This window comes from Methylocystis parvus (genome assembly GCF_049675845.1).
GTDB classification, from domain to species: domain Bacteria; phylum Pseudomonadota; class Alphaproteobacteria; order Rhizobiales; family Beijerinckiaceae; genus Methylocystis; species Methylocystis parvus_A.
The window spans coordinates 1,307,211-1,321,576 of the sequence record NZ_CP187161.1 but is presented as its reverse complement, the minus strand read 5'-3'; the positions used below and the strand labels follow the sequence as shown (position 1 = coordinate 1,321,576).

The window sequence follows — 14,366 nt, the reverse complement described above, 5'->3', positions numbered from 1 at the left end:
TGGCCTACGCCAGAGAGTTGACCAGTTGATGGATATTCTGTGGGCGGGCGGGGTCAACAACCCGATGGACTCCATCGAGCAGATTTCCTACCTGCTCTTCCTGCGATCTCATTAGGGATCAAGACGTACGCGTTTATACGGGGAAACCCAGTCGGCACGCCGGTGTTTAGCGCCGTCGCTTGCGGCGTATCGTTGAAGAGCGAGATCCGGACCTCTTCGGCCGTGACGTATTCAACGCGCCCCACCGAGAGTGTGCCAATGCGTTCGACGATCGACGTCATATGGCATCGCCGTCATTTGCATCGATTCGGTCATCAACCGCCCTTCGCCAGTCTCAGTGTCCTTGGCCGCGTTAGGATAGATCATGACAGACTCGGTGGGATTTTTCGGCACCGCAGGGTGCTTGCTTTCTGCTCCGAATGGTAGCCCGGTGCGATATAGCCGTGGCTGCTCGTAACGCCAATCGAGCGAGCCGTGAAGTTTGGTCAGATGAACTACGCCCTCCAGGTGACGTGGCTCTCCCCTAACCCCTGGTGGGGTATAGTGCATATCGACTTGCAGACGTGAAGACCTGAATTCTGGCTCGATGATCCCTACAAAGCGGTCGACAACGCGTACACCGGCGAGATCGCACGCGGTCTCTACCAGACGATCGTAGTTCGTCGTGAAGATTTGAAGCCGCTCTCGTGAGGCGGCACGACTCGCAAAACTCATCAGAAATGAGATTAGGATCTCGCGTGCCAGCGGCCCATCATCAGAGGGCGCTTTTTCTAAACCATCGCGTATGCTTTTTTCCGTTGCGAGCACGTCCTTTATGAACCCGCCAAGAATTGCCTCAGTTGCGGATTCCCATGCCTTTGCATCAGCGTGCTCCAAGACCCGCAAACCAGATAGAAGCGTTAGCGCTGAGGAGAGGCAATCCTCGATGTTGGGTTCACCACGTCCCATCGCCTTTGCCATCTTGGCCGCGTGGGCTTTCACTTGGTCCTCATTCGGAGCACCATTGAACCCAGACCCCGCCATGCTGACCGGCGCACCACCCGCACGATTGGCGATCGCCGTAGTGAAGCCATTGCCGAGAAGAAGCGAGAGGTGCTCCGCTTGAAAGACCGCGGAGAGCCACGGCTCAATGCGCCTTCTAAGCCTCTTCGTCTCGCTTTCCGGATCGGCTGGTGTCTCTGTCTCACCCGCGACGTGAACAATGTGGTCGTGATACCATTCTATGTTTTTCATTGTATCTCGCGCCATGATTGTAAGCGGCCCAATATTAAAGCTCGCCCGCGAAAGCTCGATGCAGCATGGATTGGAACAGGGCGTCGAGCTTCTCGCGGCTTTTGACTTGCTCAGCCTGCATCGAACGAATTCTCTCCGCTTGCCGGGCGAATTCTTTTTGTAGGTTGAGAGGCGGGACTGGCACCTTCAATGTCATGACTTTGGGCTTTGAGATATTCTTCATCGAGCCGCCAGTACCCGTCGCTCTCTTGCCAAGCTCGCGTCGTACGCTGGCTGCTTGGAATAGCCACCATACAAAAAGAGGATCAACAACGCGCGGTTCCTTCCACACGAATCGCCAAAGCTTGTCAGGAAGTAACAAGTTCGGTGGTGTCTCAAAAACATAACTTGTCGCACCAACAAGCTCGGTAGTGTTAGCACGACTGAACAAGAGGTCACCTGCCTGAACGATATGTGCCATTGGCGGTTTGTAGTCAGCTGCGACAGGTTTGCTTTCCTCCGGCCTAAAATCCCTCCAAGTCACGGCGCTGATTTTCAATACCCGATACTCGCCACCGGCCTCATCCGAGCCAATTGGGTTGACACTGCGGCCACCGAAAAGCTCTGATACAAAGGATGAGACCGGGCGCATTTCCCATCCTTTGGAGTTTTCAAACGGGTCACCGAACATTTCATTGAATAGTGCCGGAATCAGAACGGCCATGCGACCATCAGCGTGCGCCCGCAGCTTGCGCAGCTCATCCGCTTCGTCGAGCAACATTACAATCTGCTCCTGTTCCGCAATCGGTGGAACAGGAATCGCAAATTTGCGAAGTGAACCGCGAGCAACCTCTTTGAACGTTGTTGACCCGGCAAGCTGCGCAATCGCACTGCGACGATACCATAAACTGTATGCGAGGAACTTGGATATCAACACCTTGTTGGGGACGAGGTTCACGAACCCTTGATTAGTAGCTAGTGGTACATCGGCCACCGCGACTTTGCCGATTGTCGCACGTGAAGAAAAAAGAACAGTTCCTTCCGGAACTATCCTAGCAGCGCATCCATTCAAACCTGCTTTCGTGATGCATTCACGCGTTTTACTTACAATTGAAATTCCTTCATCTGGCATAGGCAGGTCGGTAGGTGTAACCCAAGGAATGTCACCGCCCCAGAATTCAGGATTACCACGTGACGGAGTGCTGCCACCGGATAATTGTGTAACTTCTTCCAATGGCTTCAAGGGCCAACGCGTCATAGGCCGCTCTCAAGTTTGGCATGCAGAGCGTTGCCGCGCCGGATAATCTCACCTTCGATTTTCATTACCTCATTGAGAATTTCGGCCGGCACGTCATGATCAACGGCTTCTGCCGTCGACGGCTTGTAACGGCCTGCTGCTAGGCTCCAGCCATGCTCCTTTATCTTTTCGATCGGCACGCGATAGCTATTTGGCCCCTCCTCGCGTGTCGGCCATTTCGCTAGCACGTCTGGAATATCGTTCGCCGCGATCGGCGTTCGCTTATCGTCGAGACTGAAGCCGTCCGCTGTCAGGTCATAGAACCAGACACTTTCGGTCGCTTTTCCCTTCTCGAAGATCAATGCGGCTGTTCCGACACCAGAGTAAGGGCGGAAGACGCCGCTAGGCAGATTGATTACAGCCTGCAGATCGCATTCCGTTAGCAGCAGTTCACGCAGTTTGGTCGCTGCGTTCGTGGAACCGAAAAGCACACCAGCCGGCACGATGACGCCCCCACGCCCACCAGGAGTTAGGTGGTCGATAAACCATTTGAGGAAAAGCAATTCCGTCGCGCGCGTGTTCAGTTTGTAGTTGAGGTCGGACAGGATGCTCTCTTCCTGCACCCGGCCCGAAAACGGCGGGTTGGCGAGTATGATATCGAAGCGCTTGCCGGGATAGATGCCCCCGAAACCAGTGGTCAATGGGTTGCGCATCTCGATGTGCGCCCGTTCAAGCTGGTGAAGATAGAGGTTGAGAATTCCAATCTTAACCATGTTCGCATCGTTGTCGTACCCGGTGAAGGCCTGTTCTTCGAGAAATTTCCATCGGGCAGGCTTGAGCATCGAGCCGTCGATGAGTCCGCGCTTTAGGTCGGCCGGCACTGGCGCGGAATCAGTGGGATATCGTCCCTTGATAGGGGAAACGAAATCCCCGTGTGTTTCCCCGTCAATTTCCTCGCGTGCGCTATCGCGCCCGACCCAATAGCCTTTCTGTCTCCTATCGGACGCCAGCGAGCCACGCGCGCAACCCAGACCGGGCATGCGCTGGGGAAAGCCTATTGGGTCGGCCGCTTGCGCGGCACGACGAACTGGCGCGGACGGTTCACCGTATAATGGACAGCAGACAGTTCTTCGCGCGGGCGACCGCGTACAAAGGTCGACCACCGGCACCGACTGAAGCTCGTACAAGCGCACGAACACTCGGCACGGCTCGGCGGCCGGCCTATGCACACGGAGTATCCGTATGTCGTCGGCACGCTCTCGTCAGGCGAGAGTGTCACCTTGCTGCAGTCCGACCGCAGGCGTCACCTCTACTGTGCCGGGCAGACGGGCACCGGCAAGACCGGACTGCTCACTAATCTCATGCGAGCGGACCTCGCCAGCGGCGCGGGCTTCTGCTTCCTTGATCCACACGGCGACGCGAGCAAAGCAATCGCCGCCGCCACCCCGCGCGAACGAATGAACGACGTGATCTACCTTGATCCGTCCGATCCCACCCACACCTTTGCCTACAATCCCCTCTCAGGCATCCCACGAGAGAGGCGGCCGACGGCTGCAGCCAACATTGTCTCGGCATTCGAAAACATATGGGCGCAAAGCTGGGGGCCGCGTCTCGCGTACATCTTCACGAACGCGCTTCGGCTCCTCCTGGACTCGAAAGACCAGACACTTCTCGGTCTCCCCCGTTTGCTCGTCGATGACGCGTATCGCGACTGGCTCATCAAGCGCTGCGATGACCCAGTCATCCGCGCCTATTGGCGAACCGAGTACGCCGCCTATGACAACCGCTTCCGCAACGAGGCGATCGCGCCGCTGCAAAACAAGATTGGCATCCTCCTCGCCAATCCGTTCTTGCGCTCCATCCTCTGCCAGCGCGCATCCACTATCGACGTGCGCCGCGCGATGGACGGCGGACGCGTTCTCATCATCAACCTTTCCAAGGGGAGCCTGGGCGCGGAGCCGGCGCACCTTCTCGGTGCGCTCCTCATCACCGCATTCGCGCAAGCGGCCGAGGCGCGACAGGATACCCCCGAAGAAAAGCGGGGCGACTTCACCCTGTATGTTGACGAGTTCCAGAACTTCGCGACCGAGAGCTTTACTTCGATCTTGAGCGAGGCCCGCAAGTGGAGGCTATCCTTGGTGTGCGCGAACCAACATGTGCGCCAGCTACCTGAACCGCTGCAGCACGCTATCTTCGGCAACGCCGGGACGATCATTGTCTTTCGCGTCGGAGCGCAAGATGCCGGTCTCCTGGCCGACGAACTCGGACTCAAGCATCGAACGATGCTCGCTCAGACCGACAACTTCAAAGCATGGGCGCGCCTTATGCGGCGGGGCATTCCAACCGATGCGAAACTCATCCATATGCTGCCGCCACCCGAGCCCGGAGATCGGTTCGCATCAGTCGTCGCGGCTAGCCGAGCTCGTTATACAGTGCCGCGTGAAATCGTGGACAAGCAGATCGGCACCTTCTTCCCGAAGACACCTCCCGCGCGAGGAGGGCGAAGACGATATCGTAATCCGGACGCTTGACCGGTCGCATATCCGGGCGCACGTTCGGCGCATGCGCGTCTCAGTCTCCCACGATGACATCGTGGTGCGGAAAGGGTTCCTCGGCCGCGAGACCCGATACCGCGTCACGGCATACATCGACTTTTCGCATGAAGAAAAGGCGATCATTCAGCGATTCACGTTGGGTCGTCACGAGGCATACACGCCCAAAGAAGCGATCGACTTCCCCAACTTCACATTCACCATCAACGATTTACTCTACAAGCGTCCGCACGTCCGCATCTTCCCCACTGTGCTGTCGGCACGTCTCTTCGAGCAGGAGCTCGCCGAGCAAATCCTTCCGCGCGTCAAAAGTTACATCCTCGGCAACGCCGGCGCGCGGCATTCATCGAGCTACGAGATATGATCTCCCGCGTCTTCATCGACAGCCATCGCAACGCCCCCGCGACGGTGCGGCAGCAGGCGCAGAAAAAGAATGCCGCGCTCTACGACAAAGCGCGCTCCCTTCTTGCGAAGGCTCAGCTGCCGAGCGCCACGGATTTCGGAGAGCGTGTCGCCGCGGGCGCACCGGCGCATCTGCATCCAGTGCTCTGCGATATCGCGGCGCAGTTGTACCAAGCAGAGGGCTTCGACCCTGGCTCCGTCCCCGCTCCCCCGCCCATTCCCGAGAGCATCGAAGCCGCGCGATACCGCGACGACCTCTCGGCCTTGATCGACCGGATTGCAGACCCGAACCATATCGAGCGCTTCGAAACTGCAGTCACGCGAGTGATGCAGTTGATCGTGGATTCGGTGCCGCGGATCCAGGAGGGGCCATTTACGGTCGGGCTCCTCGACGTAGTGCCGGAGGCAGGACGATTGATCGAGCAGGTTGCTGAGCACCTGTCCCCTGTCTCGAAGGCATTCCGCGATCAGTACGATGAGAACCGCTGTGCGATCTCACATCTCCCCTTCACCAAGGAGGGCCGCGCGTCGCCAAAGCTGGTCCGCCCGTCTGCATATAGCGGCCCCGCGCGCGAGGCAGTCGAAGCCTTCTTCAAAGGCACGCCGCTCTCCGCGATCGCAGACGCGCGCCTACCGTTCGACTTCCCTGAAGCGCAGCGCGGCGAGCATTGGCACCTCTTAGGCGGGAGCGGACACGGAAAAACTCAGACACTTAGCCGCATCATTATCAATGACTTGTCGAAGCCTAATCCACCGGCTCTCATCATCATCGACAGTCAGAATCAGATGCTCCGGCAGATTCAGCGCCTGTCGCTCTTCGATCCGGATTCGGGGCCGCTCACTGACCGGCTCGTCATCATAGACCCGGAAGATGATGCGTCGCCGGCGCTCAACATGTTCGCGATGACGAATACGCGTCTTGGCGGCTATTCCCGCGTCAATAGAGAAATCGTCGAAGGCGATATCCTGCAACTCTTCAATTACATATTTGCGTCACTTGCGTCAGAGCTCTCGACGCAGATGGGAACCGCGTTTGCGTATGTTACGCGATTGATGCTTTCGATACGGCCGACTGCTACGATCCACACACTCTTGGATTTTCTTGAAGAGGACGTGAGACGTGCCGACCAGAGCAAATACTTTGAGCACATCGCTGCACTAGATTCGACAGCTCGCGGCTTTTTTGAGAAGCAGTTCTACAAGAACGCGACATTCGTCCAGACGCGGTCTTCGCTTGCCCGACGCCTTCATGACGTGATCAAGACGCCCGCCTTCGAGCGCATGTTCGCGGCACGCCAGAACAGGCTTTCGATGTTTGAGGCAATTCAGCGCAAGAGCATCATCTGCGTCAATACAAGCGATGCTTTGCTCAAGGACGCCTCACCCCTTTTCGGCCGCTATATGATCGCCTCGACGATGGCGGCCATCTTCGAGCGAGTCGCCATACCTAAAACAGAATGGCATCAAGCCTATCTAGTTATAGATGAGGCTGCCTCGTATTTCGATGAAAGCCTCGAAAAACTCCTACGAAAAGCACGCCAGTACAAGCTTGGCGTTCTCTTCGCGCACCAGCTCATGGATGATCTCAAGAGCTCGATGCGGGGGCACGTGTCCTCGAATACAAGCATCAAGATGTGCGGAGGAATCGGCGCAGGCGACGCGCGGCAGCTCGCCAGTGATTTCCGCTGCAGCCCGGATTTCCTCCTTTCACAGATCAAAGACAACCGCGTTCCAGAAAATCCGCAGTGGTCAAACTGGGCTTGTTATATTCAGAACCTTACTCCGCGCGCCGTGTCCTTACGAGTCCCATTCCATGCACTACGCGATGCACCGAAGATGAGCGAGGCAAGCTACCAGGAGCTTCTCGAACGCAATCGCGCGCACTATGCGGCAGACACAGCACCCGAACCTTCTGCACCCGAAGCTCCGGCTTCCCCCACTGCGCCGGACGCCACATCTTCCGCTTCCCTATCTACAGGCACGCCACCCCGCTCATCCAAGACACGCCCACGCCGCGATCCCGACGCCTAACCCGAACTCGCCTATGACGCACGTGGAGTGTTCGGCCGCACCTGCCAAGTGATACAATTTTTTCAGCGTACACCGTATCGCCCCATTGCTCACCGCTCCTCACCCTGTCGCGTGGCTCCCGTTTACTTCAGCGACGATCTGCTGTTGTACGCTCGTTCATGAGCTCGACATCCTCTAGGAAAAATCGCTCGCGCTCCGTGCCGACTCCGAACGGCCGCCGCATGGCGATTACCCCCAATGACATCTACGGCGTTTTCGAGCCACTCAGCCGTCACGGGCAACTTACGACCAAGCAGCTCGTGGCGTTCGACCGCCGGTATGCAAAAAAGACGCGCGACCGGCTCACGGCACTTTTCCATGATGAACGTCAATGGCTTCGCCGTCTCAGCCAAGAAGTGCAGTTTGCGAACTACGTTGTCCATGACGAGTTGCATCAATTGGGCGAGGACGCGGCGCTGCTCCTTATCGAGCACGGCGTCATCCCTAAGGCCGAGTGGGTGTTCAATTCAAGAATCGGCGGACATGCCAACACGGCGTCGCGCATCTTTCGACTCGCTCATGATCACATGGCCTCCGATATCGTCCTCGATATCGAGATCGGCGCACGCGAGGATGAAGGCGCGAAGTTCGTCAACCACATAGACATCATCAAGGCCGCGCCGCCGCGCACGCGCACGCTCAAGCATCCGCTGCGTGTGTTGGTGCCCGAGACCCTGGGCGCGCCAAAATGGATCGAGCCGGACGCGCTCTTTGCGCTCGGCAACCGCTACTTCGCGCTCGAAGCTGACATGGGCACCGAGAGTATCGACCCGATCATTCGCGGCAAGATCCTTTCCTACCGAGAGATCGTCGCCTCCGGCACGATCGACGAGCATTTCGGGATAGACAATCTCACGGTGCTCTTCGTCACAACAAACGAAGCGCGCATGCGCAACATCATGAGCGAGCTCGCTACGATCGCTCGCAATGGTCGTACACCGAACTTTGCCTTCGCCTGCAGACCCGACCTCGCGAATTTCTTGCAGGCACCTGCGCCGACGGGCTCGATGTTCGCGACAACTTGGGAGCGCGTGGGCTTCGAGCCGCTCACGTTGAGCGCAATGCAATAGCATGAGCCACACGTTTGCGTGTGGCTCCATTTTCACTCGTCGCGATCCTTCGGCGGAACAAGGATGAATTGGCCGTCGAGCGGCAGGAAGTTCAGACGAACGACGAGTCCTTCCCCTTCCTTGAACTGCCAGGCCGCCCCAATCGTCGTCATGTAATCGCTCTCCGGCGATTGCTTCGCCCGCGCATGATACACGGGTCGCGAACCCTTGGCTTTGTCCTCGCCTCGTTTCTGAGTCGACATGTGCACAACCTCCATCTCATGTGCCTCTGCCTCCTATACTACCAACAGAACAGAGAAGGAGGACGCCATGTCCACTGCAACACTCTCGTTTTCCGAACTAAAGGAACGCGTGAATATCGAACAAGTGCTGCCCCTCGTGGGCATATCCTTGAAGAAACACGGCACACAACTTCGTGGGGCGTGCCCCATTTGCAAAGACGGCGGCGACAGAGCTTTTGTCGTCACGCCCGCCAAGGGTCTGTACTATTGCTTCGGCAAGTGCCGGACGGGCGGCGACATGATTTCCCTCGTCGCTCGTATCCGGAGTTGCACGGTGCGGGAGGCGGCTGAATTCATCGCCGAGCGCATGGGTATGACCAGCAAGCAAACTACGCCACCGAGGACGGTTCCTCAGGACGGTTCCCCCCAGCCCCTCTCCCCGAAGGAAGGGCTCAAACCACTTGAGTATCTCGAAGCAACGCACGAGGCCGTGCAGGCACTTGGCGTTGCCGCAGAGACGTGCACGCATTTCGGCGCGGGCTTCGCACCGAAGGGCATCATGCGCGGGAGGCTGGCGATCCCAATCCACGACCGGGCGGGTACGCTCCTCGCGTACTGCGGCCGAACGGTGAAGGGCGAGACGCCGATGCTCACCTTCCCCAACAGCTTCCAGGCCGAGTCGGTGATCTTCAATGCGCACCGGATAGAGCAGGGCGATACGATCTTCGTCGCTCGCGATCCGCTCCAGGTGCTGCTGGCGTTCGAGCACGGCGTGACCAACGTCGTCTCGTTCCTCGGGGACATCACCGTTGACGCCTTGCATGTGCTCACCGTCCTCATGGACGAGAAGGACGTGCCGAGTGTCGACATCATCTGAGCGCCTTCGGGCGCTCAGTTTTTTGTCTGCGTTTGCGAAACGATCGGATCACCAATCCCTACGATTACGCGCCGCCGGTTGTACGAATCGGATCCGCCCTCGATGCTGACGCGCCGAGAATGATCGCAAGCAAGTGCATGACCGTCGGGACAAGCGGGATACTGCTCAGTACAGGAATGAAATCAAAAACGATCGCCAAGAATGGAAAGGTTACCAGCCATGGCTTATCGACATGTCTTCCGCGTACCCACGTAAGAAGAGAAAGCATTATCATGAGTGCAAAGTGGAACCAGAACTGTGGCGAAATCCCCGCACCGGTAGAATTCAACAAAATCGAGTTCGATCCAAGGATCGCGAGAAAGTACGTCGGTATCATGAAGAGTAGATAGAGGACGACATACACGGGCGCGCTTGCGATGTACTTCCCGACGGTATCCAGCGGTTTTGCGCGCATTGCCCCGAACGACGACGCACCCGTAACGTGAGTCGATATTTCTGGGCGCAGTTCGTCCGCAACAAGCGGTCGCGGCTCGTTCGATCCCGAGCTATCAGAGTTCGTAATGGAGACCTCTTCGCCTGCGGCTTTGGGCTTTTCTGCAGGGAAAGCGATTAGTCGGCGTTCAAAGCTGATCATGGGCCGCTTGCGCTGCTGGGCGAGGGTCACCCCGAGAAGGACTGCCAAGACGCCAGCAACACTGCCCGTGATCCATGTGGAGAGGGGTATTCCTCTCAAAGCCTCGTGGAAAGTCATGTTCAAGGTCGATGCCGTCGGCCGCGTGACGGTGTCGAGAGCCCTTCCAGCATGTCGGGTGTCAGGTTGAGCGATGATGCGGGCCTCCTCTCGGGGCTCCGCTTCACCTTGAGTTTCTGGGGCTTGATCTCTGCGGAAGGCTTCCTGCGCTTCTCGCGCAAGCCGCGCCTGTTTTTCCTCCCGCGCCATGCGTTCGTGAATTTCTTGCTCCTCGCGCGCCAAGCGCTGCCGATTCTCCTCTTCTTCGCGCTCGCGGTTCTGGCGGGCTGTCTCTTGAAGCGCGAATAGCTTCTCACGCTGCTGTGTAAGCCTATCGCGATCAGTTGGCTGAAGAGCGGAGAATCCGGCAGCTTCATCGCAGGCGAGAATTTCGCTTGGGGTGTCTCTGCTCGCGCCACCCGCCCCAAAGCACTTCCGCCACTGTCGCTGGAATGCCTGCTGCTCAGCATCGCTCTTCTTGCGCTCTGCAGCCAGGATCTCTGTCTCGCTTATATTGTCGCAAAAGGCTTCTGCGATTACGCACTCAAGCCCCTTCTCCTCGCATTCGGCCATGGCGGTGCGGCGGGCCACATTCAGATCGCGGTTGACGATGACGGCGTATTCGTTGTCGCCATCTTGGGCAGCTACGGCCACGCAACTCTTGTTGAATGTTCGCACGATCGTGCAACGCTGTCCGCGAGCACGACAATTCTGCATGGCTTCGTCTTGCGCTGCGGCACTTGTTCGCACATTGCTCGCCGCCCCTGATGACCACTCTCCCAAGCCAAACTGCCCGAATGCAACCGCCGCTTCCCCACGAGCGGCCGTTGAGAGGATGGCGAGAACCGACGCTGCGATCGACAGCAACAGAGTGAGACGCTTTGCATAGCGAAACATGCAGTACGCCCTTCATGAGAAATAGATGCAATATCAAAGAAGAACGAGGCCTCTGCGCCTTCTCGACGAGTCCTGCCGCCCGGCAACACTATGCCTGCCGATGCATGCGGGCAAGCTCGCACGCCTTGACTATCCCCCTCTCTCACGCTTCCCTTGCTCATTGCTGAGGAGAACTGTCATGCGCTTTTTCGCTTTCGTGTTCCTGCTTCTCCCATCGATCGCGATCGCCGACGACATCACGCCCGACAGTTTTGCAAATCGTCTCAAGGCCGACGCACTCAAGCTCACGGTGAGCAGCGTGCTGGTGCAGAGCCAGACTCTTTATATGCAAGGCACGCCCATGGGTGATCCGGAACCGCTCCCCGCGCGCATCAGCTATACGATCGAAAACAACTCGGGCATCCCCCTGGGTATGGCGATCAAGCGCACCGGCGTCACGGCCGGCCCATGCGCCGAAGTCGAGAGCGGGTCAGGCATCGAGCTCTTCGACGATGCGCTGGCAGTCCAGCTACAGCGGAACAAATCATTCCGCGATCGCGTGTTGCGGCTGGTGCCCGACAAGGGTCGCGTGTCCGGCACGATCATGATGGAGAAGTGGGGCTGCAAGCCGAGTGACGTGACCGGTATGACAACGGTGCCCGTGACGATCACCGTCGTGATTGCAAACGAGAATAACTTTCTCGCGGTGCCACTTCAGACCGACGCGCATCTGACCGTGCGCGGGAACTGAGAGCGTCTGCGTCGCAGCATGGCGAGCGCCGACCCCTACGCCGTTCTTGGCGTCGCGCGAACCGCGACCAAGGCGGAGATCAAGTCTGCCTATCGGCGGCTCGCACTAAAGCTGCATCCCGACAACAAGGTGACCGGGTCGCACGAAGCGTTCATCGAACTATCCTCAGCTTATGAATTCGTGCTCGCCCGCTGCGGCCAGCGGGAACCTCCGCAAGCGAGATCAGCGGGTGGCGCGCGGCGATCCTCCGGCCCATCCGGTGCTCCTCCCCCGCCGCGCGAGGAGACGTTCGAAGAGTTCATGGCGCGCACGCGCGGCGATCGCGAGCGCTTCGCCAAGGAGCAGGAGGAATTCTTCCGACGCATGCATGCGCGCGAACCTTTTCGTCTCTTGGGGCTGCGACTCGCCGGTGCCTTCCGCACTGCGGTGCACGACCTAGCCGTGTTATTTGGGCTTAAGCTCTGACGGATTGGTGTCGGGGCCGCCCGGACGAGCCGCGTCCCAGCGCGACGGGCGTCGACAGGCCACGACCACGTGTCGCTTGTCGCGACATGTCGCCGGCTTCGTGAAAAAATTTCCTTTTCTCACTGCGGCGCACCACGTCGCGTCGGCCAATACTCCTTATAGTTCAGAACGTTGTGCGCACGAGAAACGTGTGATGAATCAGATGCCTTCCGCCAGAGGAGGGCATCATGGACTCGACATTTCGTTTGCCCGACACCGAATTCGATGCCGCTGTCGTACGCCTGTCGCGGCTCACCGCGGGCAACTTCCTCGTCGCCGACGACGCGCCGCAAACGTATGAAGAGTTGATCCGCCAGGTCGAGGGGCAGGGTGTCTTCATCGTCTGGTCGGGAAGCTCCGAACAAACGATCTACTCCGACCCGCAGATCAACTTCGCCTTTCGCGCTTGGCACGACTGGTGCCATTGGCGTGGGCGACATGACTTCTCCCCTGCAGGGGAGATCGCGGTCGCACGCATGCAGCGCAAGCAGCTCATCGCTCTCTATGGCGACACGCCTCACACCCGCCTCTGGTGCAGGATCATCGACGCAGAGGTCGTCGGGCAGATGCTCTACCGGCAGCTGCACGGCGATTTTCCCGCCGACCAACGCGCCTTCGTTGCGACCTATTTGGACGTGCGCGCCATCGCAGCCGACACGCGGCATGGTCGCTCGGGCCGCCAGTCCTCTTGGTAAGGAAGAGGTCGAGAGTTCAATCCTCTCTTGCAGCACCACTCTTTTCCTGAGAAATCAGATACGGGATCGACCGAAAACCCGATTCGGCAAGTGCAGGCAGAACGAAGCAGGAAGCTTCACGCAAATCCGTGCAGAATCCGTGCAGGCAGTTCATTTAATGTTCCCAGCACAGCGACGGCGCACCGATTCGCGATACCACGCTACCAAGATCCTTTGCGCTGCGACTGCACCTGAGGGACGCGCCTCTACGGCCAGACTACCTACGGGACTCACACCTCATTCCCGTTTGTCGCGCGCCTCGCGCTCTCGGATTGCTTGGCCGCGCATCTGATCAAGGAGTGCCTGAATCCTTCCGTCATCTTTGCCAGGGTACTTCCCGCAGCCACATCCGTTATCGATTACGAAGGTTGCGCAGCATTCTTCGCAGACGCTTGCGTCCACCGTAGTGTTGCAATGAAAGCAGAACGGCTTCTCATGCCACCCGATCACCAGCCAATCCTGTCGGCATTCCGGGCATGGGAGTGTACCCTCAAATTCTTTTGGTGTGTCTTCCTGTTCCGCGTTCCAGTCGGGCCATCGCGAGTGCAGCCATTCATGCAACCGGTGCTCGGCCAAGGCCGAGCGCTCGTTGTACTCGAAAACTCGATTATTGATTTCTCGAAGTATGCTTGCTTCAATATGGCCGTCTAGTTTGCGCTCAAGCGCGAACTCTACAAAATACATAATGAATTTTAGCGACGCCGCGATGGTTGCGTTGTCTTCCTTCTCGCTGTGATCGTACCGGTGATGTTCGATCCGATTTCGGATTCTTTGGATGTCCTCGATAATCTTCTTCTCGTCGGCAGGGACGCCGAGGCCTAGGTTCTCTAAGCGTGCGAGCGCTTCGCGCACACCAACTGTCTGGGAATCGTCCGCGATCTTCACGTCGATGTTCTTGTAGATGAGAAGGGGGTTTGCCTGTGCGAGACGCTCCTTCAAGAACAGCTCAATCGCGTGGAACAACGTTAGGATCGCGTGCTTGTGGTTTGAGTAGCTTCTTTCTTCCAAAAAGAACTTCATGCCGATCCGCAGTGAATCAACTGCATTCTCATAGATCGCGCTCATATCGCACCTACCAGCACATAGGTTTAGCACCTAACACAGCACAGCAACGAATTGGTCTTGGTCTA

15 protein-coding genes are annotated in these 14,366 nt (G+C 58.1%); 9 read left to right on the top strand and 6 right to left on the bottom strand.

All coding sequences use genetic code 11. The annotated features are described in order from the left end of the window. Nucleotides 1-28: 28 nt before the first annotated feature. Entirely contained in the window at nt 29-115 is an 87-nt protein-coding gene (locus tag ACPFMJ_RS06920; RefSeq protein ID WP_424363805.1) for a hypothetical protein, read from the top strand. A gap of 116 nt (nt 116-231) precedes the next feature. Here ACPFMJ_RS06920 and ACPFMJ_RS06915 read toward each other — a convergent pair whose 3' ends face one another. The 3 genes from ACPFMJ_RS06915 to ACPFMJ_RS06905 are packed head-to-tail and all read right to left on the bottom strand — an operon-like array spanning nt 232 to nt 3,489. Next, entirely contained in the window at nt 232-1,233 is a 1,002-nt protein-coding gene (locus tag ACPFMJ_RS06915; protein ID WP_424363092.1) for an SIR2 family protein, read from the bottom strand. Nucleotides 1,234-1,267: 34 nt separating this feature from the next. Further along, nucleotides 1,268-2,470: a restriction endonuclease subunit S gene (locus ACPFMJ_RS06910; protein WP_424363091.1), complete on the bottom strand. Its 1,203-nt coding sequence runs from the start codon at nt 2,468-2,470 to the stop codon at nt 1,268-1,270. After that, nucleotides 2,467-3,489, bottom strand: coding sequence for an HsdM family class I SAM-dependent methyltransferase (locus tag ACPFMJ_RS06905; RefSeq protein ID WP_424363090.1), 1,023 nt, complete (start codon nt 3,487-3,489; stop codon nt 2,467-2,469). The genes ACPFMJ_RS06910 and ACPFMJ_RS06905 overlap by 4 nt, the downstream gene beginning before the upstream one ends. Nucleotides 3,490-3,729: 240 nt before the next feature. On the opposite strand from ACPFMJ_RS06905, the gene ACPFMJ_RS06900 reads away from it, so the two are divergent. From ACPFMJ_RS06900 to ACPFMJ_RS06885, 4 genes are all read left to right on the top strand, one after another. Next, complete coding sequence (locus tag ACPFMJ_RS06900; protein ID WP_424363089.1) at nt 3,730-4,980, top strand: type IV secretory system conjugative DNA transfer family protein; 1,251 nt, start codon at nt 3,730-3,732, stop codon at nt 4,978-4,980. A gap of 31 nt (nt 4,981-5,011) precedes the next feature. Next, a complete protein-coding gene (locus ACPFMJ_RS06895; protein WP_424363088.1) occupies nt 5,012-5,365 on the top strand; it encodes a hypothetical protein in 354 nt (117 codons plus the stop codon). Then, the gene (locus ACPFMJ_RS06890; RefSeq protein ID WP_424363087.1) at nt 5,362-7,434 is read left to right on the top strand and encodes a hypothetical protein; all 2,073 of its coding nucleotides are present in this window, start codon (nt 5,362-5,364) and stop codon (nt 7,432-7,434) included. The genes ACPFMJ_RS06895 and ACPFMJ_RS06890 overlap by 4 nt, the downstream gene beginning before the upstream one ends. A gap of 221 nt (nt 7,435-7,655) precedes the next feature. After that, the gene (locus ACPFMJ_RS06885) at nt 7,656-8,543 is read left to right on the top strand and encodes a replication-relaxation family protein (protein WP_424363086.1); all 888 of its coding nucleotides are present in this window, start codon (nt 7,656-7,658) and stop codon (nt 8,541-8,543) included. 32 nt (nt 8,544-8,575) lie between these two features. Here ACPFMJ_RS06885 and ACPFMJ_RS06880 read toward each other — a convergent pair whose 3' ends face one another. Next, nucleotides 8,576-8,785, bottom strand: coding sequence for a hypothetical protein (locus ACPFMJ_RS06880; protein ID WP_424363085.1), 210 nt, complete (start codon nt 8,783-8,785; stop codon nt 8,576-8,578). Nucleotides 8,786-8,852: 67 nt separating this feature from the next. On the opposite strand from ACPFMJ_RS06880, the gene ACPFMJ_RS06875 reads away from it, so the two are divergent. Next, nucleotides 8,853-9,641 carry a CHC2 zinc finger domain-containing protein gene (locus ACPFMJ_RS06875; RefSeq protein WP_424363084.1) on the top strand — a complete coding sequence of 263 codons (789 nt, stop codon included), beginning with the start codon at nt 8,853-8,855 and terminating at the stop codon, nt 9,639-9,641. Between the two features lie 64 nt (nt 9,642-9,705). On the opposite strand, the gene ACPFMJ_RS06870 is transcribed toward ACPFMJ_RS06875, so the two are convergent. Beyond that, nucleotides 9,706-11,268, bottom strand: coding sequence for a DUF4189 domain-containing protein (locus ACPFMJ_RS06870; RefSeq protein ID WP_424363083.1), 1,563 nt, complete (start codon nt 11,266-11,268; stop codon nt 9,706-9,708). Between the two features lie 178 nt (nt 11,269-11,446). Between ACPFMJ_RS06870 and ACPFMJ_RS06865 the strand changes: the two genes are divergently transcribed. The 3 genes from ACPFMJ_RS06865 (at nt 11,447) to ACPFMJ_RS06855 (ending at nt 13,197) form a co-directional block, all read left to right on the top strand. After that, nucleotides 11,447-11,998, top strand: coding sequence for a hypothetical protein (locus ACPFMJ_RS06865; RefSeq protein ID WP_424363082.1), 552 nt, complete (start codon nt 11,447-11,449; stop codon nt 11,996-11,998). 18 nt (nt 11,999-12,016) lie between these two features. After that, on the top strand, nt 12,017-12,463 hold the full coding sequence (locus ACPFMJ_RS06860; protein ID WP_424363081.1) for a J domain-containing protein: 447 nt from the start codon (nt 12,017-12,019) through the stop codon (nt 12,461-12,463). Nucleotides 12,464-12,690: 227 nt separating this feature from the next. Beyond that, the gene (locus tag ACPFMJ_RS06855) at nt 12,691-13,197 is read left to right on the top strand and encodes a hypothetical protein (protein WP_424363080.1); all 507 of its coding nucleotides are present in this window, start codon (nt 12,691-12,693) and stop codon (nt 13,195-13,197) included. 276 nt (nt 13,198-13,473) lie between these two features. Here the strand turns inward: ACPFMJ_RS06855 and ACPFMJ_RS06850 are convergent, their stop codons facing one another. Beyond that, entirely contained in the window at nt 13,474-14,301 is an 828-nt protein-coding gene (locus ACPFMJ_RS06850) for a hypothetical protein (RefSeq protein WP_424363079.1), read from the bottom strand. Nucleotides 14,302-14,366 lie beyond the last annotated feature (65 nt).